This is a genomic window from Arthrobacter globiformis (assembly GCF_030818015.1).
Taxonomy (GTDB): Bacteria; Actinomycetota; Actinomycetes; order Actinomycetales; family Micrococcaceae; genus Arthrobacter; species Arthrobacter globiformis_C.
On record NZ_JAUSZX010000001.1, the window covers coordinates 3,072,432 to 3,093,279 of the forward strand.

15 protein-coding genes and 2 pseudogenes are annotated in these 20,848 nt (G+C 65.2%); 3 read left to right on the forward strand and 14 right to left on the reverse strand.

The window, feature by feature from the left end; translation table 11 throughout:
* Nucleotides 1-11 precede the first annotated feature (11 nt).
* The gene (locus QFZ23_RS14320; RefSeq protein ID WP_306923891.1) at nucleotides 12-146 is read right to left on the reverse strand and encodes a cytochrome P450; all 135 of its coding nucleotides are present in this window, start codon (nucleotides 144-146) and stop codon (nucleotides 12-14) included.
* 573 nt (nucleotides 147-719) lie between these two features.
* On the opposite strand from QFZ23_RS14320, the gene QFZ23_RS14325 reads away from it, so the two are divergent.
* The gene (locus QFZ23_RS14325) at nucleotides 720-1,568 is read left to right on the forward strand and encodes a metallophosphoesterase family protein (RefSeq protein ID WP_373427882.1); all 849 of its coding nucleotides are present in this window, start codon (nucleotides 720-722) and stop codon (nucleotides 1,566-1,568) included.
* A gap of 86 nt (nucleotides 1,569-1,654) precedes the next feature.
* On the opposite strand, the pseudogene QFZ23_RS14330 reads toward QFZ23_RS14325, so the two are convergent.
* From QFZ23_RS14330 to QFZ23_RS14360, 7 genes and pseudogenes are all read right to left on the reverse strand, one after another.
* A pseudogene (locus QFZ23_RS14330) lies at nucleotides 1,655-2,047 on the reverse strand (Dabb family protein); the annotation flags it as partial.
* A gap of 89 nt (nucleotides 2,048-2,136) precedes the next feature.
* Nucleotides 2,137-2,892 carry an SDR family NAD(P)-dependent oxidoreductase gene (locus QFZ23_RS14335; protein WP_306923895.1) on the reverse strand — a complete coding sequence of 252 codons (756 nt, stop codon included), beginning with the start codon at nucleotides 2,890-2,892 and terminating at the stop codon, nucleotides 2,137-2,139.
* Between the two features lie 26 nt (nucleotides 2,893-2,918).
* Complete coding sequence (locus QFZ23_RS14340) at nucleotides 2,919-4,667, reverse strand: hypothetical protein (RefSeq protein WP_306923897.1); 1,749 nt, start codon at nucleotides 4,665-4,667, stop codon at nucleotides 2,919-2,921.
* 69 nt (nucleotides 4,668-4,736) lie between these two features.
* Nucleotides 4,737-6,491: a DUF5605 domain-containing protein gene (locus tag QFZ23_RS14345; RefSeq protein ID WP_306923899.1), complete on the reverse strand. Its 1,755-nt coding sequence runs from the start codon at nucleotides 6,489-6,491 to the stop codon at nucleotides 4,737-4,739.
* Between the two features lie 58 nt (nucleotides 6,492-6,549).
* Nucleotides 6,550-7,434: a carbohydrate ABC transporter permease gene (locus QFZ23_RS14350; RefSeq protein ID WP_306923900.1), complete on the reverse strand. Its 885-nt coding sequence runs from the start codon at nucleotides 7,432-7,434 to the stop codon at nucleotides 6,550-6,552.
* Nucleotides 7,434-8,402 carry a carbohydrate ABC transporter permease gene (locus tag QFZ23_RS14355; RefSeq protein WP_306923903.1) on the reverse strand — a complete coding sequence of 323 codons (969 nt, stop codon included), beginning with the start codon at nucleotides 8,400-8,402 and terminating at the stop codon, nucleotides 7,434-7,436. Before QFZ23_RS14355 ends, QFZ23_RS14350 begins: the two co-directional genes overlap by 1 nt.
* Nucleotides 8,403-8,477: 75 nt before the next feature.
* Entirely contained in the window at nucleotides 8,478-9,623 is a 1,146-nt protein-coding gene (locus QFZ23_RS14360; RefSeq protein ID WP_306923904.1) for an ABC transporter substrate-binding protein, read from the reverse strand.
* 325 nt (nucleotides 9,624-9,948) lie between these two features.
* Here QFZ23_RS14360 and QFZ23_RS14365 point away from each other — a divergent pair, with 325 nt between their 5' ends.
* Nucleotides 9,949-10,977 (forward strand): LacI family DNA-binding transcriptional regulator, encoded by a 1,029-nt coding sequence (locus QFZ23_RS14365; RefSeq protein WP_306923905.1) that lies wholly within the window; start codon nucleotides 9,949-9,951, stop codon nucleotides 10,975-10,977.
* A gap of 761 nt (nucleotides 10,978-11,738) precedes the next feature.
* On the forward strand, nucleotides 11,739-11,867 hold the full coding sequence (locus tag QFZ23_RS14370; RefSeq protein ID WP_306923907.1) for a hypothetical protein: 129 nt from the start codon (nucleotides 11,739-11,741) through the stop codon (nucleotides 11,865-11,867).
* A 207-nt stretch (nucleotides 11,868-12,074) separates the two neighbouring features.
* Here the strand turns inward: QFZ23_RS14370 and QFZ23_RS14375 are convergent, their stop codons facing one another.
* The 6 genes and pseudogenes from QFZ23_RS14375 to aspS all read right to left on the reverse strand — a co-directional run bounded on the left by QFZ23_RS14375 (nucleotide 12,075) and on the right by aspS (nucleotide 20,841).
* On the reverse strand, nucleotides 12,075-12,419 hold the full coding sequence (locus QFZ23_RS14375) for a hypothetical protein (RefSeq protein WP_306923909.1): 345 nt from the start codon (nucleotides 12,417-12,419) through the stop codon (nucleotides 12,075-12,077).
* Nucleotides 12,420-12,875: 456 nt separating this feature from the next.
* A complete protein-coding gene (locus QFZ23_RS14380; RefSeq protein WP_306923911.1) occupies nucleotides 12,876-13,871 on the reverse strand; it encodes an NAD-dependent epimerase/dehydratase family protein in 996 nt (331 codons plus the stop codon).
* Nucleotides 13,868-16,564 carry an alpha/beta fold hydrolase gene (locus QFZ23_RS14385; RefSeq protein ID WP_306923913.1) on the reverse strand — a complete coding sequence of 899 codons (2,697 nt, stop codon included), beginning with the start codon at nucleotides 16,562-16,564 and terminating at the stop codon, nucleotides 13,868-13,870. Before QFZ23_RS14385 ends, QFZ23_RS14380 begins: the two co-directional genes overlap by 4 nt.
* Nucleotides 16,558-17,580: a 3-oxoacyl-ACP synthase III gene (locus tag QFZ23_RS14390; protein WP_306923915.1), complete on the reverse strand. Its 1,023-nt coding sequence runs from the start codon at nucleotides 17,578-17,580 to the stop codon at nucleotides 16,558-16,560. Before QFZ23_RS14390 ends, QFZ23_RS14385 begins: the two co-directional genes overlap by 7 nt.
* 435 nt (nucleotides 17,581-18,015) lie before the next feature.
* A pseudogene (locus tag QFZ23_RS14395) lies at nucleotides 18,016-18,844 on the reverse strand (GNAT family N-acetyltransferase).
* Between the two features lie 209 nt (nucleotides 18,845-19,053).
* Nucleotides 19,054-20,841 (reverse strand): aspartate--tRNA ligase, encoded by a 1,788-nt coding sequence (aspS, locus tag QFZ23_RS14400; RefSeq protein WP_306923916.1) that lies wholly within the window; start codon nucleotides 20,839-20,841, stop codon nucleotides 19,054-19,056.
* Nucleotides 20,842-20,848: the final 7 nt, after the last annotated feature.

Below are 20,848 nucleotides of genomic sequence, written 5' to 3' on the forward strand. Positions count from 1 at the left end.
CGGATCCAGGGTTAGCGATGCGAATGTTCGGCCAGGAGCTTCACCGTGACCAGGACCTCAAGCCTGGCGAGGGGCGCGCCGAGGCAGCTGTGGACCCCGTGCCCGAAGCCCAGGTGGCCGTCGGTGTTGCTGAGCGAGTGTGCCACAGGATGAGTTCCTGAGCTGACCCGTCCCCGCTGGCCTGCCTGATCCTAGCCGACGATTCGCGAAGGGACCGGTGGGTTTTGGCGCACGGGGGAAGTCCAGTTGAACTCCACCCCAACCTGACGCCAGAAGCCCGACAGGTTGACGGAAGGCCGTTACGGCGTTAGAAAATCAGCCGAAGTGGGAAACGCGCGAAGGTGTACGTGCTGTGGGCGATCTGCCCCATGAAGTACCCGCGATATCCGAATGGCGAACGGGAACCTGCGCGGTGACGAGAACCGTGATGCCCTGATCGTTCCGGTTGTTCTACACTCGACATACCGGGCGAACCCCCATCTTGCCCGAAGTAGCACCGCCCCCACGAAGGGAGGCACGGCCCCATGCGCCGCAATCGTGTTATCGCTGGAACGTCCGCTTTCCTCTTAGTCGTCACTGGGCTTTTGGCCCTCAGTAGCGGCGGTGGGAACACCGCCAATGGGGTGCCGCAACCAACTACGACTCTCGCTGCGCCACCCCCACCGTCACCCAAGGCCGCTTCACCTGGGCGTGCGGTGAGGATCGCTGCTGTCGGTGACATGAACGGCCCGAGGACGTACGCACCGAATAGCCGGTCCGGGCGGAACGGTGCGGCGATCACCAGGCTTGTGCAGAAGAACGAGATTGACGCGTTCCTGGGGCTCGGGGACTTCCAGTATGACACCGCGTACTGCGCTGACTATGTGAAGTACTGGACGCGGCTGTGGGGTGGCACGAAACCCAAGTTGTACTGGGTGTCCGCACCCAACCATGACTGGAAGCCCGGACGGAACGAAGACCTCGACAACTTCATGAACGGCCAATGCCCGGGGTCTAAGGCGAAGGCTGCGATCAACCAGCAGCGTGGGTTCATCGAAAACGGGAAGCCGTACTCGAAGGACTTCGGGAACTGGCACTTCGCGTTCCTGTCCTCCGCGCACTGGCGGTACAACCCTACGCAGGCTCGGGCATTGACGGCGTGGCTGGACAAGGACCTCGCTGCTGCTCAGGCGGCGGGTAAACACCTGGCGGTCGTGCACCATGAACCGTACTTCACGTCGAATACGAAGGAACATAAGCGGGCCCGTGACCACAAGCCGTGGATCGACGTGATGTGGAAGCACCGGGTCCGGCTGACCCTGTCAGGGTCACAACACAACTACGAACGCTCATGTCCGGTGAACAATGAGGACCGGTGCGTCAGTGACGGGATGACAGCGTTCCAGGTTTCCACTGGAGGCATTGGTCTCCGCCCCTTCACCAGCAGTCCTTCGTACATCGTGAAGCGGTTCAGCAACACCCACGGGTTCCTTCGGATGACACTCCGGGATGACGGGTCTTTCACCTGGAAGTTCGTTCCGACGACGGGGTCGGGCACGGACGCAGGTACGCGTGCAGCACGGAAATAGAAGCCACCGCCAAGCCACTGAGATACGCAGAGCACTAATTGACGAAGCAGATCTTTTGTCAAATGCCGATCGACGGCGAAGTCGAAAACGAGAATACCTGCTGGGTCCAAAAACGAGCGGATGAATCTCTTGAACCGATGATGCGCAGGGTCGTAGAAGGAAGGATTCCTAATTAGCGGCTCCCCTAGGTAGTAGTTCCTGTCTCCCTCCGACCGGAAGATGACGATGAAGGCCCACTCCAGGCCGTGGTGTAGGCCTTCCGGGCTGTTCTGCGAGCCGGACTCGATGCTGACGATGTACCGCTTACCTTGCCTGCGAGATTCCGCCAGGGCATGGAAGTGGTCTGCGATTTCTTGGCGCTGCGTCGGTGTCGTTATTTCTTGGTACTGGAAGAGAACGATGTGTCTAAGCAGTCCGGGGCGATATTCGGGCGCTGTGAGGATCGATTCGTTCAATGCCTGTGGGCCGGATGTGATCATGCCCTACTCCGTTTGTGAGCGCCCGTTTCCAGCAGGATCATCCGGGAAACGGGTATTTTCCATCGGTATGTCTAACGGTGCTGTTGCTGTCATAGTGCTGTCAGGCCGCCGTCGACCGTGAACAGGCCTCCTGTCGCGTAGGCGGATTCGTCGCTGGCGAGGTAGACCATGATGCCTTCGACGTCTGCGGCGGTGCCGGCCCGCCCAAGCATGGTGGAATCCACGAGGCCGGCGCGGCTGGTGGGGTCGTCTGCGATGGTCTGCACCAGCGGGGTCTCGGTATATCCGGGAACGACCGTGTTCACGCGGATGCCGTCCTTGGCATAGTCAGCCGCGACGACGCGTGCCAGCCCGTGCACGCCCGCTTTGGAGCTGGAGTAGGCGGTGAAGGTCTGCCCGCAGGCGGTCACCGCGGTGGGGCTGCCGGTGCAGATGATGGATCCGCCCCTCCCCTGCAGCGCCCGCACCGCATGCTTGAGCGTAAGGAATGCCCCGCGGTGGTTGACCGCCACGGTCTTTTCCCACACGTCCAGGGAAAGGTCGCCCACCTTGGCGTCCTGTCCGAAGAGCTGGACCCCGGCATTGGCCACCACGATATCCAGCGGTCCGCCGGCCGCAATGGAGGCGTAGGCGGCTTCGACGCTGGGTTCCTCGGAAATGTCCACCGGCAGGGCCGTCGCTAGGTCGCTGCCGGTGGCCGCGGCGGCCTTTTCGGCGGCTTCGGCGTTGATGTCGGCGAAGTACACGCGGGCGCCCTCGGCCGTGAACCGCTGTGCCACGGCCAGCCCTATTCCGGATCCGGCGCCGGTGACAAGGGCGGTCTTTCCTGCAAGCCTATTGGACATCTTGTTCCTCATTTCGTGGTGATGATTCAACTGAACCGCCGGGCCGTGTGCGACCAGGCGGGAATGTCGAGGGTGTGCGTGCCGCCGTATTCAAGTCGGACGGCCACGGAGCGCGGTGCTGCTGTGAGGTTTGCGGCGAAGAGCAGGACGCCGGAGTCTGCCGAGACCGGGTAAAGCACCAGCCCGGGGACACTGTGCGGCACTTCCAGCACGTAGGCGTCGCGCAGGGCGGCCAGTTTTTCGAAAAGCCGGAAGGCCGGCGTCGGGGTCTCGTCTTCGGTGATCAGGCCCCTGGGTCCGCTGGCCTCGAAATAGCTGACGGAGTCGACGCCGGGCAGGGTCAGGGCATTGATGCTGCCCAGCAGCCAGGCGGCGGTGAAGTCTTCTGCCTGCAGCGGGTCGGTCGTCATCTGTTTGATGGTCCCGGCGTCGTAGGCCCCGTCGGTGGCGACGGCGTTGAACCGGGCCTTGAGCGTCACGGGACCGACATGCAGTGCTTTTCCGGATCCGATTCGGAGGGCGTTCAGCGCCGTTAGCCGTTGGATCGGGAGGCTCTCGACGATGTGGGGTACTTCGGTCGCGTGCATCTGGGGCGTGATGCTGTAGGTGATGGCACCGGCGTCGCCGGGAAGGACGTCCTGCCGGCGGTTGAGCTCGGTGAAGTGTGAGCGGGCGCCAGCGAGCAGTGTGCCGGTGAAGCCACGCCGCACCGCTTCGGCATGCAGTTCCTCCCACAACGCAGGCTCGGTGACGTGGCTGTCTGAGCTGAATGCCCCGAGCCTGGCCACGTTCCCAAGGGGAAGCAGGTCCAACACGGGCGCGACGTCGCCAGCACTGGCCGCGATGATCCGGGCGTCAAGCGGAACGCCCAGCTCTGTGGCCTGCTGCACCGCGTTCCGGAGGATCCCCGCGGCTGTGGCGTTGTCACCACCAGCCAACTCGACGATCAGCGCGTCCAGGCCTGGCACCGGGCCGAGCCTGACCGCCGGCTGTGACGATGAGGTTCCCAGCGCGGGCACCCGGCCCCGGACCTGTCGCCGCACCGTCAGCACGTCGTCTGCAGGTTCCGGGGAAGGAGCTTCTGCCGGGGCAGCTGCCGGCTCTGCGGTGAGGCGGATACGCTGCTGCACCTGGTCCCCGGCGTGCACGCTGACCGGGAAGGGACGGGACAGCGGCGTGCTGTAGGTCTTGAACGAGGCGTCGGTCCAGTTGCGCTGGTCTTCGGTTTCAAAGACGTCGCCGCTGAACTCCAGCGCGAAGGCGGTGCCGTCGCGGTCCCAGGCCATGGCCGCGATGTCCACAAAGGGCTGGTGCGGGCTGATGTCGGTCGGAAAGGCAGACTCGGTGCGGGTCTGGTCGGGAGCGGAAATGGTGACGTTCCGTCCGGCGTCGTCGGGCCTGTGCAGGACCACCAGGCCGATCCGGTTGCTGCGGAATTCGCTGGGCGAGGTGCCGTCGAAGGCGACCATGAGCTCATTGCCCGAAATGATGACCTCAAGGTCGGCAGCGTATTCGGCGCCGAAGCCGGTGAAGCTGACGGCGAGCCGTAAAGTAAAGCCGTCCGCGCCGTCGTCGTCGCCGGTCACGGATTGGACCGCCGGAATCAGGGTCCGCCAGTCGTGGTCCCGGACCACAGGCCGGATGGCCCGGAGCACGGGGTGGCCGCGGTATTCGATGTCGGCAAGTTCGTCCCCGCGCAACTGCAGGCGCCACGGGCCGCTTTCAATCGTGCGGGCCGGTGCAGGGAACCGGGATGTGTTCTCGGCGAGGATCACGTCTGTGCTTTCGGTCGCGATGGTCAGGCCGGGGACAGGTGAACCTGTCCCCGGCCGGATATGGAATGGTCAGACGGCGCGCAGCCGCACGGCCACGAACTGCTTGCCCGGCAGCTCGATCTTGAACCGCCCCGAGAACGTGCCGGGGAGCGTCTCCACGGTCATGTCCCAGGTGTCGATGACATCGATCTCGAACGTCTGGTCCTGCGGCTTGACGAACCGGCGGTAAGTGGGCTGGTTGAACCCGAAGTAGATCAGTTCGTACTGGTCCTTGATGCCTGCGCTGGGCGCGTCCCAGTGGCCGGCCAGCGGTTCGAGGTGCCCGCCGGGGCTTTCCTCGAGGATTCGGCGCAGGAAGCCGATCCGGTCCGGGCTGGTTCCGCGCAGCTCGCCGCCCTTGGCCCACCAGAGGATGTCCTCGGGGTGGACGTAGGTCTCGCCGTGCCCCACATAACCGCCGCGGATTGCACCTTCCCAGAAGCGGCGGGTCATCTCTTCGCCGGTGATATTGCCCCAGCCCTGGTCAATGTTGCCCTCGTAGGCGCATTCGTCAATGACAATCGGCTTGCCGTACTGCTCGCGCCATTCCGTGGTCATCTCGGCGGTCTTGTAGATGTCCCGCCGCTGGATGCTGCAGTGGGTGACCCAGGGACGGGTGTGGTCATAGAAGTCCCGGCAGTTGTGGATGGAGAGCAAGTGCTGGTTCGGGTCATTCTCCTGCACGATGGCCGCGAAACGTTCCCAGTCCTCGGTGGTCTTCTCGAACATGAGGTCGTATTCGTTGGCCAGGGACCACCAGATATTCCGGTGGGACGCCAGCCGGGCGGTGACGTACTTGACGTAGAGGTCGTCGGCCGCGGCATTCATGGTGGAGAAACCCCACCGGTCGTACGCGTGGAAGAGGATGAGGTCCGCTTCGATGCCCAGCTCTTCGAGCTGGCTGATGCGCCGTTCCAGGTGGTGGTAGTAGGTAGGGTTCGGCCGGGTGTAGTCGAAGCCTTCCTGCAGCGATCCCTCATAGGGGTAAATCCCGGGTTCGTTTTCGTTGAACAGGTAGGACTTGGGGAAGACGCACATGCGCATCTTATTGAACGGTCCGGATTCCAGGGACGCGAGGGTCTGTTCTTCGAGCTCGTTGCCCTGATGGGTCCAGACGTAGGCGGTGGTGCCGATCGGCAGGTAGGGGGAGCCGTCGTCGTACGCGAAGTGGAACGTGTCCGCCACGCGGACCACACCACGCGACGCCGGTTCCGTGCCTGCCGCCGTAAACGAGCCGGTGATCCGGTCAAGCGAGCGGGCATTGCTGTCCGTCGTGAAGAACCACTCGCCCTCAGCGGGCACCAGCAGACGGACGCGGTAGGTGCCGTTCCCGTCATAGAAGCCCGGGACCCTGAGTGTCCGCCCGCCGCTGGTGAAGTCGGCGCGGAGTTCGACGTCGGTGAAGGGGTTGCCATGGGAGGGTCCCTGGAGGGTGAGCTCGAACCGCTCCCACTTGCGCACCTCGGCCGGGAACGCGGCGTCGGCGCTGCCGGGCTCCACGGAATCCGGTTCGTACCCGGATGTCCGTTCAATGTCCCGAACCAAGCGGTCCTGGCCGGCGGGCACGGGGTCCAGCGCCTCGATCTTGGCGAGGATTTCGGCCTTCTTCGCCGGGTCGTTGCGAAGGGATTCCTCGGTGCCGAGGATCAGGCCGAGCTGGTAGTGGTACAGCGTGTGGAGCAGCGGGTTGGCTGCCAGGTCGGGAACATGGCTGGCCAGGATCTCATGCCCTGCGGGGTCGCGCATGACGTCGAAGAGCGGGGTCTGTGCGGTGAAGGTCGCCATTATGGCCTTTCTGCGGTGAAAGCTTCAGTGAAGGTTAGCTGTTGATCCGGAGAGACGGTCAGCCCTTGACGGCGCCGCTGAACATGCCCTCGACGAAGTAGCGCTGGAACAGCAGGTAGACGATCATGACGGGCAGGATGGACATGATGGTGAAGGCGTTCAGCGGCCCATAGGAGCTGGTGAACTGGGACTGGAAGCCCTGGATGGCCAGCGGGATGGTCTGCGCTCCCTGGTCCTGGAGGATGACCAGTGCGATCGCGTATTCGTTCCAGGTGGAGACGAAGTCCAGGATGAACAGTGCTGCCAGTGCGGGCTTGGACAGCGGCAGGATGATCTGCCAGAACAGCCGCCAGTTGCCGCCGCCATCAACCCGGACGCTCTCGTCTATCTCCTTCGGGATGGCGCTGAAGAAGCCGTGCAGGATAAAGATCTGGATGGGCAGGCCGAACCCGATGTAGGGAAGGATCACGCCGACCGGACTGTTGAGCAGGCCGAGGTCCAGAATGATCTTGAACAGCGGGCCGAGGGCCACCTGGATGGGAACCATGGAGCCCAGCGCGAAGGCTCCGAGGACCAGCTTGCTGTGCTTGAAGCGGATCCGGGACAGGCCGAAGGCGGCAGCCGCCGAGAAGAGCAGACCGAGGGGAACCTTGATGGCCGCGATGAGCAGGCTGTTGCCGCCGGCCGTGAAGAGGTTTCCGGTTTCCAGGGCTTCGGCGTAGTTCGACCACTCGGCTGAAGTGGGCAGGGAGAAGGATGACGTGGAGAAAATCGCGGCTTCGGACTTCAGGGACGTGAAGATCACGAAGATTAGGGGCATGGCCCAGATGAGCATCGTCACGGCCAGGGCGAGCCACAGCCCCACCCTGACGTAGTCGACGTTGCGGCGTGGACGGGCGGTCCCGTCGGCGTGCTTTACGCGCCCGAGAGTGAGGGTGCTCATCAGTCTTCGTTTCCTTTGGTGGACCAGATCAGGTAGGGGATGACAAGGACAAGGGTGATGGCTAGCAGCACCGTGGCCACCGCGTTGCCCATGCCGAAGTCGTGCTGCAGGAAGGACTGCGAGTAGGACCACAGTGCCAGCACCTGCGAGGACTGGGCGGGGCCGCCGCCGGTCATGCCGACCACCAGGTCGAAGACCTTAATGGAGTGGACGATGGTCAGCACCAGGACGACGACGACGGTCGGGCGCAGCGCCGGGAAGGTCACGTGGCGGAACACTTTCCAGCTGTTCGCCCCGTCCAGACGGGCCGATTCAACCAGTTCCTTCGAAACACTTTGGAGGCCGGCGAGGAAGAGCACCATGTTAAGTCCGGCGATCTGCCAGACGAACGCGGCGAAGATGGCGTAGATGGCCACTTTGGGGTCGCTGAGGAAGGTGACACCGGAGCCGTCGCCGATGTGCCAGGCCTTGGCGAGTTCGGAGAAGACGCCGTAGTTGGGGTTGTACATCCAGCGCCACATGTTCGCGATGGCGATTGGGGCAAGGACACCCGGGATGTAGAAGACGGATCGGAACAGGTTCCGGCCGAAAATCGGGCGGTTCAGGGCCAGAGCCATCACCAGGCCCAGGCTGGTGGGAATCACCAGCGAGAGCAGAACCCAGACGATGGTGTTCTGCATGGCGGTCCAGAACACCGGATCGGCTGTGAAGAGACGGACGTAGTTCTTGAAGCCGACGAACACCTGCGGGTCCGCGTTGAAGCCGGACCACTCGAACAGGCTCAGGCGCACGGCTGTGACCATCGGGCCAATGACGAAGACAACGTATGCCGCCAGGGCGGGAGCGAGGAAGGGCAGAGCTGCGATGAAGCCGCCGCCGGCGATGCGCTTCAGGAGCGGTTTTTTTGAAGGATGCCGCGTAACAGGGCCCGGTGGAGTCTCCAGACGCGTGGCTGTGAGCTTAGACAAGAGAGGTCGCCTTTGATCTGAGGATCGGTCAGTGGGCTGAAGGGCGGGGCACAGTCCCGCCCTTCAGCGAACGAGCTACTTGCTCGAATCGAGGAACTTCTGGAACTCAGCGCCGGCGTTGGCCGGGTCCAGGCCGCCGGTGGCAACCAGGTTCTGGATCCGCCAGTACTCGGTGGTCTGGGACTGGCTGAGGTTCTGGTCGTTGTTCATGTACAGGCCCTTGGCGTTCTTGAAGATGCCGTCCCAGGACTTGCTCAGTTCGTCAGTGGCCGCGGCCTTGACTTCCTTGTTCACTGACTGGGTCGAGAACGTGCCCACGGTTTCCTTCTGTACCGCCGTGGACATCATGAAGTCCAGGAACTTAGCAGCAGCGTCCTGCTTCTTGCTGTCCTTGGTGATGTACATGGCCTGCTCGAAGCCGTACATGCGGCCGGTGCCGGTGGGAAGGGGAAACACGCCGAAGTCTTCTGCCTTGGCGTTGTCCTTGATGTTGGCGTTAAACCAGTCACCTTCAAGGGCCATGGCGGCCTTGCCCGTGTAGAACAGGGAGGACGATTCGTCGTTGTTGATGCCGATGAAGCCGGAGTTGAAGTAGTCCTTGGACCATTTCTGCAGGTTCGTGAACGACTTGCTGACGCACTCCTCCTGGCCCCAGTTGGCTTGGTTGGTGACGAGCTTGTCGAAGGTTGCCGAACCGCAGTAGCCCTCGAGGAAGGTGTCCAGCAGGCGCATGACGTGCCAGTTGACGGTCCCGCCAAACTGGATCGGGGTGATGCCGGCAGCCTTGAGCTTGGCGGCAGCGTCGTTCAGTTCATCAATGGTCGTCGGCAGCTTGGTGATGCCCGCCTTCTGGAACAGGGCCTTGTTGTAGAACATCGCCTCCCCGTTGAGCTTCCACGGTACCCCGTTGTATCCGCCGTACTGCTTCGCCGGCCCGAGGGCAGCGTCAGTGAACCGGCTGTCCCACTTGTACTGCGTGTAGTAGGAGGTGAGGTCGGCACTGGCGCCGTTCTTGACCAGCTCACCGCCCAAGCCCGGACCTGCCCAGTAATCGTAGATGTCCGGCGCCGCAGAGGTGCCAATCGACGTCCGCAAAGCGTCCTTGTGCGCGTCAACTGCACGGTTGGTCTTCTTGACCGTGATATCCGGATTCGCCGCTTCAAAATCCTTGATGATCTTGTCCTGGGCGGCCACCGCCGTCGGGGCGCTGGGGTTGATCACCCACCAATTCAGCTCGGTTTTGCCGGAAGTAGAAGAGCCGGAGCCGGCTGAACAGCCAGCCAGCACAGCAATGGCGGTCAGAGCAACAGCGCCTTTGGCAATCAAACGCATCGTCGCGTCCTTTCGTAGGTAGTTTGGGGTTGCTTTGGTCACCGAATTCCTCGGCCGAAGGAGATGTGATCCAGCCCATAAGGAGTATGCAGGTTTACGATAACCCACGTCAACCGGTTGACCAATATCCGTTGAAAAAGACAAGCTGCTGTGGTTTGAGCGTGGGTTATCGTAAACTTATTCTCAGTGAAGACTGCTCCGGGGAGGGCTAGAGATGGCAAATGGAAGGACGGCGGCACGGCCGAGCATGGCCGACGTCGCCAGGCTGGCCAACATCTCCGCCCAGACGGTGTCGCGCTATTTCACCGGCGTCGGTTACGTGCGGGCAGAGACGCGCGAGCGGATAGCCGCCGCCATTGAAGAGCTCGGGTACGTGCCGAACCAGTCCGCCCGCGCCCTCCGCACGAGCAGGACGAACTCAGTGGGCGTGTTGACCATGGGCGGAATTAATTACGGAAGCGCAGGCGTGCTCACCGGATTGGGACTCGCAGCCCGCGAGGCCGATGTCACACTGACCATCGCTCAGCTTGATCTCGACTTCGAAGCAAAGAACTGGGAAGCCGAGGCGCGGCGGGCACTCGCACACTTCAAGTCGGTGCAGGTGGACGGGATCGTCTTATCCACACCGTTGCCCGACGTAAACAAGCTACTCGTCGGCTGGGACCAGTCAACGCCGCTGATCACGGTTTCCGAGCTCCCATCAGCGGAAGAAGGCTCCGCCGGCACCCACTCTTACGCCGCCGGCTGGGAGGCGACCCGCCACCTCATCGGGCTGGGCCACCGCAACATCCTGCACGTCGCCGGCCCCTCAACTCGCAATGAAGCACACGAACGTGAGCGCGGCTACCGCGATGCCATGCAGAGCGCCGGACTAAGCCCCCAAGTCCTCGATACGGCAAAGGACTGGTCCTCGCCCTCCGGATACCGCGCCGGCGAACTCGCGGATCCGGGCACGTTCACCGCTGCCTTCGCCGCCAACGACGAGATTGCACTCGGCTTCCTGAGCGCAATGGAAAAACGCGGCCTCCACGCGCCTTACGACTATTCAATCGTCGGGGTCGATGACATGCCGGCCGCCGCCTACTTCTCCCCTCCGCTGACCACCATGCGGCTCGACTTCCGGGCCCTGGGAACCGCGACGTTCAGAATGCTCCACCATCAGATCCTCACCGGAGAGCCGGCCCAGCACTACGTCGTAGAACCTGAACTCGTAGTACGCGATTCGACGGCAGGCCTCAAATAACGCGCCTTGTGTGGTCCCCGCTTGATTCGGCGGAACGTGCCAGCCGCCAAACGGCGTTGCTGGAAGTCTCATACCGCTGAAATTCAAATATGGAAGCATGGTTTGGCCGACCGACTGAAGCACACCCCAACCTGACGTCATGCACCCTCCTGATGGCCGTCAGGATAGGGTCCGAACGAGCATTTCTGGACATGTCCGGGACAAGGTCATAGGTTTCACCCTGACGGTTTCGCCGCGGGAAGCTTCGCCCAGCAGCGACCTTGCACTGGCATGAATGCTGTGGATTCAGCCGTTCTTAGTCCAGGTCCCACAGCTCTTGCTGACGAACGCTTCGCCCCCTTAGACGGTGACGACGGGCCCTTGCGGTGCGAAGGTTAGGAAGTCGTTTGCGATGGTGCCGCCTTGGGGGTCCTGTCCGTTCCCAATAGCGGTCGTGGATGCCATTGGCTCCGGTTGATGCGTTCACCTGGTGGTTGCCCGCGGCGATGTCTTTGGCGATGGCGTAGGTGCCGTTGCCCATGGTTGGCTTGTCGGCTGGGAGGCACACCGTTGGCAACGAGTTTGAGCTCTGCGACGAATGGCGCCGTGGGGCACATCTTCACCGAGGCCTTGGCCTCGGAGCGGACTTTGGGACCAGCCGCGTTATCACCCCGTTTGCGGTCCCACCCCTTCTCGGGCGCCAGCGCGCAGCAGCAGCACGTTGACGAAATGCGGAGGACGGCACGCTGATGTCCCCGCCGTCGGCTCCGACCTGTTTGACCATGGCGGCTTCATCCGGTTCCAGCGAGAAGGTGTCGCTGTGCCAGGTTCCGTCCGCGTACAAGTCGCAGGACTCGAATTCCTTGAAGTCCTTGGCGGCCCAGATTTCCTTCACGGAGTGGAAGCTCTGATTGTCCTCAGCCGTGATGGCGTTCCCTGTGGGTGAGCACCGAAAACTCCTACCGCACCGTCCTGAGCACCTTAGCCCGGCAGCGTGGACGTACGGGTGGCGGTCGGAGATGCGGATTCCTGCGCCTGGGGCAGCGAGCAAGACAACGGCCAAGACGCTTCCAGGCCGTCCGAGGCTTCGACCTTCCGGAACTCAGCGACCGGCCGCGTCAAGGCCGGGCCGACGGCGAGTCCGGCTGGTTGCCTGGGAGGGCGCTGGCCTGGATTGGCCCGGCATCCGCAGCTGGAACTTCCTGATGTTCCGACGCAGGTTCGCCCACCCGCAGCACACGCCACAGGGAGAGCCCAGCGGCCACGGCCGCAATGCCCGCCGCCGCTACCAACCAAGGCTTCCCTGCCAGCTTTCCAGCCTGGGGCTCATCCGGCACCGGAACTTCTACCTCGGGAATGATCCGCGCGATGCGCTCGTGAAGCCGCGGCGTCACCGTCTCCACTCCCCCGGCCAGTTCGTCGGCAATGGCCCTCAAAGTGGCCTGGAGGCGGGGAGATGCCACGTCTCTACCCGCATCAATTCGTCCCAACGCTCGGCGCAAGGCGGATTCGACACCTGGCGTCGCCCATTCCCTCCCCTTGGACAGACGGGCCATGAGGTTTTCCTGGAGATGACGGGCTTGAGCCGACCGGTCAGTTTTTTCGGATACACGCACAGCAGCCTCCACAGGTCGATAAGTGTGAGGCATAGCCTAGGGTCTGAGCCAAGGGAAGAACAGCCTTGATTTTCAACCGTGCGGGCAGGACCAAGGACGCCGGACTGCGGCCAGAGGCTAGGCGGCCCATCGCTGGTGTGGCCCTGAGAACAGCTAGCACCTGCCTGTCGCTCTGATCAGCTCAGACAGGTCCGCCAGCTTCCAGCCTCTGCCGGCAAAGTCTCCTTGTCCTCGAGCGGCCCGCAGCGGCTAACGGGCCCGTGACACATCCCCTGTGACCAAAGGGCAACTTTCACTTAAGCCTCAGGACCGGCGAACCCGCGCCGATGACCGGGAACTATAGTGCTCGGCCAGCCTCGCCAGTCCGTCATCAAGCGAGACAGCGGGCGTCCAGTTGAGCAGTTCACGGGTCCGGCGCTGGTCGAACCAGTGGGCGGTGGAGAGCTGCTCAGCAAGGAACCTGGTCATCGGCGGCTCCTCTTTCCGCCCTGCCCAGGTCCAGAGCTTTTCCATTACCGCTCCCGCTGCCCGCGCCACCCCACCCGGGACAGTCCACGACGGCGCGGGGACGCCTCCTGCAGCGCATATGCCCGCCAGCAGCTCGCCGACCGGGCGGGGCTCGCCGTTGCTCACGACCAGGGCGCTGCCATGGACGTGTTCCATGCGGTGCAGCGCGGCGACGATGGCCGAGGCGGCGTTGTCCACGTAGGTGGTGTCGATCAGGGCCGCACCGGCGTCGAGCAGCGGCAGGCGGCTGCGGCTGGCGCGTGCCAAGACCCGTTCCACCAGTTGGGTGTCGCCGGGGCCCCAGACGATGTGGGGGCGCACCGCTGCAACCCGGAATTCCGGAGCGTCCGCTGCCAGCGCCAGCAACTCCGCCTCGGCCTTGGTGCGGGAGTAGTCGCCGTGCGCATGCTGCGGGTCAGCCGGCTCCGCACCCAGCCCGACGATGGCGGCGCCGGAGTTGGCCACGGACGGAGAGGAGACGAACACCACGTCCCGTACCCCGGCCGCACGGGCGGAATGGAGCAGACGGCGGGTTCCTTCGACGTTCACCTCCTCGAACTCCAAGGCACGGCCCGTAAAAGAAACTTTCGCGGCCAGGTGGATGATTCCTTCTGACCCGTCGACTGCTCCCCGGAGCGCTGCATCGTCCGTGACGGACCCGCAGAAGTCCGCTGCGCCGTCGACTCCCGAGGGACGGCGCTGGAACGTGGCCACGGCATGGCCCTGGCGGACCAGTAGCCGGGCCACTTCCCGCCCGAGCAGCCCGCTTGCGCCGGTGACGAGGACCTTCATGGCTTTCCCGGGCGGCCGCCGGCCAGCACCCGTGAAGCCCAGCGGGACAGGCGGGTCCTGTCGATCTTGGCGTTGTGCCGGATGTCGGTGGGCTGTGCGGGGACTGTTAGCACAGCGGAGATATCGACGCCAGCCTCAAGGGCCGCCCTGCGGACACGCCCGGCGAGTTGCGGCGCAGCAGGGCCGGCTTTGCGGGCGGGAGGTACGGTCTCGACGACGGCGACGACGGCTTGCGTCCCTGCCGGCCCGATCCCGGCGATAGCGGCCAGCCGGACGCCGTCCAGGCGTACGATGGCCTGTTCGGCGCCCACGGGCGTCACCACAGCCCCGGGCGCCGTCACGACATGGGCTAGACGTCCCTCGACCCAGAGACGGCCGGCCGCGTCGAAGTGCCCCACGTCGCCGGTGCGGTGCCATCCGGGCAGACTGATGCTCTCCCGCTGGGTCAGCCAGAGCCTGTCGTACGCTTCCTTGACGTGCGCGGCGCTGACCAGAATCTCGCCGGTCACGCCAGCCGCCGTCACGAGATGGGACCCGGGTGCGGTGCCATCCGCAGCCAGTGGGACGACGGCCACGCGGGCGCCATGCACGGGCCTCCCCACGCACACGCCGTTGCCTACGCCCGCTACGGTGCCGGCAGCCGTTTCGGCATCGGCGGCCTGGATTTGTTCGAGACTGATGTCGGTGACCGGCAGCGCCTCAGTCATCCCGTACGGGGTATGCAGCGATGCCCCGGGCAGCAGCCGTTGGACCTCCGCCAGGAGCGGTTCCGGGACGGGTGCGCCGGCAGACAAAAGCAACTCGACATGTTCCAGGGCTTTGTGCCCTGCCTCACTCACGGCATCCCGGGTGGCAAGGACGTTGCGCAACGCCGCCGGCGAGGCGAAGACGACCGTAGCGTCTATGGCCGCGGCGGCGTCCGCCAGCGCGCGGGCCGTCAAGGTGCGGGGCGCAGTCACGTCCATGGCCGGCGTCACCGAAACCGCTCCGAGCGCCGGCCCCAGCAGGGCGAACGGGGCGAAGCCCGCCACGAGCCGGGCGCCGGAACGGATCCCGAAAGTTGCGGCCACCGTATCCCGCATCGCGGCCAGCTGCCGGTGCGTATAGAGCACGCCTTTGGCAGGACCGGTAGAGCCGGACGTGAAGAGTACGGCGGCTGGGGCAGCTGGGTCCATAGTGTGCGTTGGCCGCCTCGAACCGCGTCCGGCACCTCGCCCAGCCAGGGCGGTGAGGGAGGTTTCGACACCCAGGATTCGGCGGCGGGCGGCCGGGAGGTCCCGTACGCTGATCCGCCGTCCCGGCCAGCCGAGCACCGAGGCAGCCGCCAGCGCCTTGTCGATTCCGATGAGGAAATCGGCGGTGGCGCCCTTTACGGCGCGGCTCAGGCCTCTGGTTCCCAGCCCGGCGTCGGCCACGACCACCACAGCGCCCAGCCGCAGGCAGGCGTAGAGGGCTACGGTCAGGTCCACCCCGGGCGGAACCATCAGGCTCACCCGGCTGCCGCTTCCCACTCCGGCTTCCTGTAGCCCCGCGGCGAGGTCCGTGATGTTCCGGTCCAGCTGCTGCCAGCTGAGCGAGCGGCTGACTCTGCCGCCCGGCGCCATTTCCGCTACGGCGGTATCTCCTTTCGCCGGCCCTGCCGCCAGCTCGCCGAGCAACTCCCAAAGGGGCCGGAATCCCCCGGGCTCCCGCCCGGCCGGATCCTTCAGCCCCTGGCCACCGGTCGTTGCGGCTTCGGCTGCCGGGGAATCGCTGCCACTGGCACCGCCGTGCTCGGCGAGCCATTGGAAGACGGGCGTGGCAATGTTTCGGTCTTCAGCCACGAGATGTCCGGCGCCTTCGAAGCGATGCACGTCCGCGTGCGGAAGCCGCCTGATGAGATCCTTGAGGTACCGGTCGGAAAAGATGGGATCCCGGGGACCCCAGAGCATCAGGGCCGGGACCTTCAGCCCGCGCAACCCTTCCGCTACGCGGTTGAGCGCCCGGAAGCTGGGATGGGAAGCGTCTGCGGGAATATCCGCAACAAAGTTTCCCACCCCGGACCGGCGGCGGGCTCCGCGGTAGGGGGCCATGTAGGCCTTTCGGATGTCGGCGGGCAGCGGCGGGTTTGCCAGCGAGTGTGTCACCCGCAGAAAGGCGTCCGACGTCCTCGTGCCCCACCGGTGCACGGCAGGGTGCAAGGCAAGCCGGAGGGCTGGCGGGATTGCCGAATCGGAGGGCTGGTGGACGGCTGTGTTAGTCAGCACCACCCCGGTGACGTGCTGCGGGTGCGCCAAGGCCCAGCCCAGGCTGATCACTCCGCCCCAGTCATGACCCACCGTAACGACCGGTCCGTCCAGTCCCAGCGCGGCGGTAAGGTCCCCCAGGTCGTTGATCCGGTCCGCCAGACGCCGGAACCTGCCGGTGCGCTCCGAGTAGCCCATGTCCAGTTGGTCCACCGCCACCACGCGCCACGGATGTGCCGGGTCGGATCCGGCGGCCAGCAGCGTCCGCCACAGATATGACCAGGTTGGATTGCCATGCACGCACAGCAGGGTACCGGCGGGCGCCAGGCCATGGCGGGAAAGCTGGGCGCCGTTGTCGAGCAGGTGCCAGCGGCGCACTGTGCCTGGCGCATCCACGGCCGATGTGGACGCCACAGTGATTTCGCGCGACCATTCGGGGTCGACGCCGGACCAGTCGGCGATTACCAAACGATTTCCATCATGGCGGTGTTCAGCCCGGAACCGACGCCCATGCACAGCACGCGGTCCCCGGTTTCGAGAGATTGCGCTTCGGCGGCGAGGGTCATGGGGAGGGAGGCGGGGCCTACATTGCCCCAGTGCGGGAACGTGATCGGCACCTTGGCCGGGTCCAGGTCGATGGCGTCGATGATGGCCTGGGTGTAGGCATTGCTGACCTGGTGCGTGACGTAGCGGTCCATCGAGGCCCAGTTCCACTCCGGCTGGGCCTCGTGCCAGGCATCGGCCACGAGCTGCAGGCCGCCGTCGAGCAGGCCCTTGGTGTCAGTGGCCATGCCGTCGATGCCACCCACGCACAGTTCATGGTGCTCCGTGCCCGCGCGCATCACGCCGCCGAGGATCCGGTGCGCCCCTGGGTGCTGGTCCGCCGGGCCCAGGACAGCCGCAGCGGCTCCGGAGCCGAGGGTAAGGGTGGCGAACTCGCGGTTGAAGTCCTCGCGGGTCGTCTCGGGCCGCTGCAATCGGGCCAGGGTCGCCTCCTGCGTTGCCTGGGCATCCTCGCCGTTGACGATCATCGCGTACCTGATCTGGCCGGAGTCGATCATGGTGGCCGCCAGCGTCATGCCGTTGACGAATCCGAGGCAGGCGTTGGCCAGATCGAAGTTCATGGCCGACGATGGCAGGCTCAGTCCGTGGTGGATCTTCACCGCCACGGACGGTTCGAGGTTGCGCCGCGTGACCGAAGTATTGATCAGCAGGCCGATCTCGGACGCTTCGACGCCGGCCTCGGCCAGGGCCTTCGCGCCCGCTTCAACCGCAGCATCATCGAACGATGTCCCGGCGGCCCACCAGCGACGGTGCGTGATGCCGGCAACGCGCTCAAGCAGCCGCGGGGGGAACTTCAGCCGCTGCAGGGTCGAAGCCAACCTGCGGTCGAAATCCGTGGAACTCACGATCCTCGGCGCCTCAACACTGCTCACCGAAAGCAGCCCGGTGTTGCTGTGCCGGAAGGTTGCATTCCCTGCCAAGTCAAGCCCCTGTTCGTTTCTGTCTTGCGTTTATGCGGTGACTGTACCCATAAATGCAAGCCCGAAATCTTAACTATGCCGGTGGGAGCCCGGACCCTGCATATTTTTCGCCCTGGCACCGCGTTGAGTCCGCAACGCTTTGCACGGAAATGGCGCGTCTACGCAGCAAATTGCAGTCGTCCGGCCCCAGGACATTCTCACGTCCGCCGCGGCTCCTGATCCGACCCATGCTCCGGTGGCTGCCGAAACAACTCCCCCAGTCTGATCCCCCCAGGCGACGGCAAGCTGGTCACCGCCCCGTGGATGGGCCTGCACTACCGGACCGAAGGCCCGTAGCCGCACTGCTACCGCCCGTTTCGACGGTTCCCTGCCCACTCGATGTTCCGCAATGTCGTGTGCGTAGGGAACCGTCGAAACGGCGGAGTGTAGCCCCGCTCAGCAGCCGGTCAGCGACCGCCGGGGCCGTTCCTGCCGGTAGTAATATCGGGACACCTCAAGGAAGCCTGCCCGGGAGTACAGCTCCCGGGCAGCGGAGTTCGACGCCATCACCAGCAGCCAGTAACCCGCCAGTCCTCCGTGCCGCACCTGCGCTGAACAGGGCCTGCTGGACCCGGGTGGCGTACCCCCGGCGCCGGGCATCGGGCCGGGTGGCCATGCAGTACAGCCCGCCCCAGCTGCCTGCTGCGCCGGGAACAACTCCCGTACCGGGAACCGCTGCCCCGCAGGGACCGACAGTCCCGCCCGGAACAACGGCGAGGCGTCCGACGGCGGCCGGCCCGCCGTCGTCGTCCCTCACCAGGGCGTACAGCGCCGGGCAAGCGGTGAGGATGGCACGGGCGGCGTCCAGTTCCGGGGCCCCGCCGCGGCCGTCCACGGACCACCACAGGTCCAGCCATTCGGCCGATGGATGTTCGCTCATTTCGACGCCGGCGCCAGTTTCCGGAGCATCCCCGAGGGCTGCAGGTGCAAGGTCAGCTGCACGCACCATGACCAGCGTTTCGGATTGCCGAGTGAAGCCTTCCTCGTCCAGGACGGCGTTCAGCGCGGAGCTGCCGGGAGTGTCGAAGACCTGGAAGATCACCGGCAGCCGGCGGCCCCGGTACCAGGCCCGGGCATCCCGCAGTGCCGCGAGCCGTTCATCCCGCGTCCCCCGGGGCTCCGAACGCGGCCAGATGGAGTTGGCACGCTGGGTCACGCCGTTGGCGGCGCGTAGAACCCAGCCTCCGGACAGCTCCCGGTCCGGCGCGGGCCAGGCTGCATCCATGGCCGCTTCCAGATCCGGGAGGCCGGCATCTGGCAAGGCGGCAGCCGGCAAGTCGGCATCGGGCAAGTCGATCACGGCCGTGGCACTCCTTCGTCAACGGCAGGAGGCTCCCCGGTGATCTGCGGTGCAGATCCGGGGAGCCTCCTGCTCCTGGTGATGCTTCGCGTCAGCTCACGCGTCGAGGTAAAGCTGCACGCTGGCCGCGCGGCTCAGTCGGCCTTCTTCTCTTCCGGCTTCTTGGCCTCCGGCTTGAAGTCGACGCCGGCCTCCTTGCGCTGCTGCGGCGTGATCGGCGCTGGGGCCTGGGTCAGCGGGTCGTAGCCGTTGCCGGTCTTCGGGAAGGCAATGACGTCGCGGATGGACTCAACACCGGCGAGCAGCGCCACCACGCGGTCCCAGCCGAAGGCGATGCCGCCGTGCGGCGGAGCGCCGTATTTGAAGCCCTCCAACAGGAACCCGAACTTGGTCTGGGCATCTGCCCGGTCCAGGCCCATCAGTTCGAAGACACGTTCCTGGACGTCGCGCTCGTGGATACGGATGGAGCCGCCGCCGATTTCGTTGCCGTTGCAGACGATGTCGTACGCGTAGGACAGCGCGGATTCCGGGTCCTGGTCAAAGGTGTCCAGGAACTCGGGCTTGGGCGAGGTGAAGGCGTGGTGGACGGCCGTCCACTTGCCGGCTCCGACGGCGACGTCCCCGGATGCCACTGCTGCGGCGGCCGGTTCGAACATCGGCGCGTCCACCACCCAGCAGAAGGCCCAGGCGCTGGGGTCGATCAGGCCGGTGCGGTGGCCGATCTCCACGCGGGCAGCACCCAGGAGGGCGCGGGCCGCGGACTTCTCGCCGGCGGCGAAGAAGATGCAGTCGCCGGGGTTGGCGCCCACGGCGGCGGCCAGGCCTTCACGCTCGGTGTCGGTCAGGTTCTTGGCTACGGGACCGGCCAGTTCGCCGTCCTCCTTGAAGAGGACGTACGCCAGGCCCTTGTGCCCGCGCTGCTTGGCGAATTCCTGCCAGCCGTCCAGAGTGCGGCGCGGCTGGGAGGCACCGCCGGGCATGACGACGGCACCCACGTACGGGGCCTTGAAGACGCCGAAGTTGGTGTCCTTGAAGAACTCGGTGAGCTCGGTCAACTCCACGCCGAAACGAAGGTCGGGCTTGTCGGAGCCGTATCGCGCCATCGCGTCAGCATAGGTGATGCGCTGGATGGGCGTGGGGATCTCGACGTCGATGAGTTTCCACAGTGCCTTGACGATGTTTTCGCCCAGCGAAATGATGTCGTCCTGGTCCACGAAGCTGGCCTCGATGTCCAGCTGGGTGAATTCCGGCTGGCGGTCGGCCCGGAAGTCCTCATCGCGGTAGCAGCGGGCGATCTGGTAGTACTTCTCGAAGCCGCCCACCTGCAGGAGCTGCTTGAACAGCTGCGGCGACTGCGGCAGGGCGTACCAGGAACCCGGCGCGAGGCGTGCGGGGACCACGAAGTCACGGGCGCCTTCCGGCGTCGAGCGCGTCAGCGTGGGCGTCTCGATCTCCACGAAGCCGTCCTGGTGGAGCAGTTCGCGGGCCACGCGGTTTGCTTCGGAACGCAGGCGCAGGTTGCGGGCGGGGCCGGGGCGGCGCAGGTCCAGGTAGCGGTGCTTGAGCCGGGCTTCCTCCCCCACTTCCACGTGCTCATCGATCTGGAAGGGCAGGGCGTCGGCGGTGTTGAGGATGACCACCTTGTCCGCCATGACCTCGACCTCGCCCGTGGCCAGGGCAGGGTTCTCGTTGCCTTCCGGACGCTTGGAGACCGTGCCGGTCACCTGCAGCACGTATTCGTTGCGCAGCCCGTGGAAGACCTCTTCCTCACGGACCACCACCTGCGCCACGCCCGAGGCGTCACGCAGATCGACGAATGCGACACCACCGTGATCACGACGGCGGCCGACCCAGCCTGCCAGGGTTACGGTTTGTCCAATGTGCTCGGAGCGAAGTGATCCGAGGTCATGTGTGCGCAGCACAGCATTC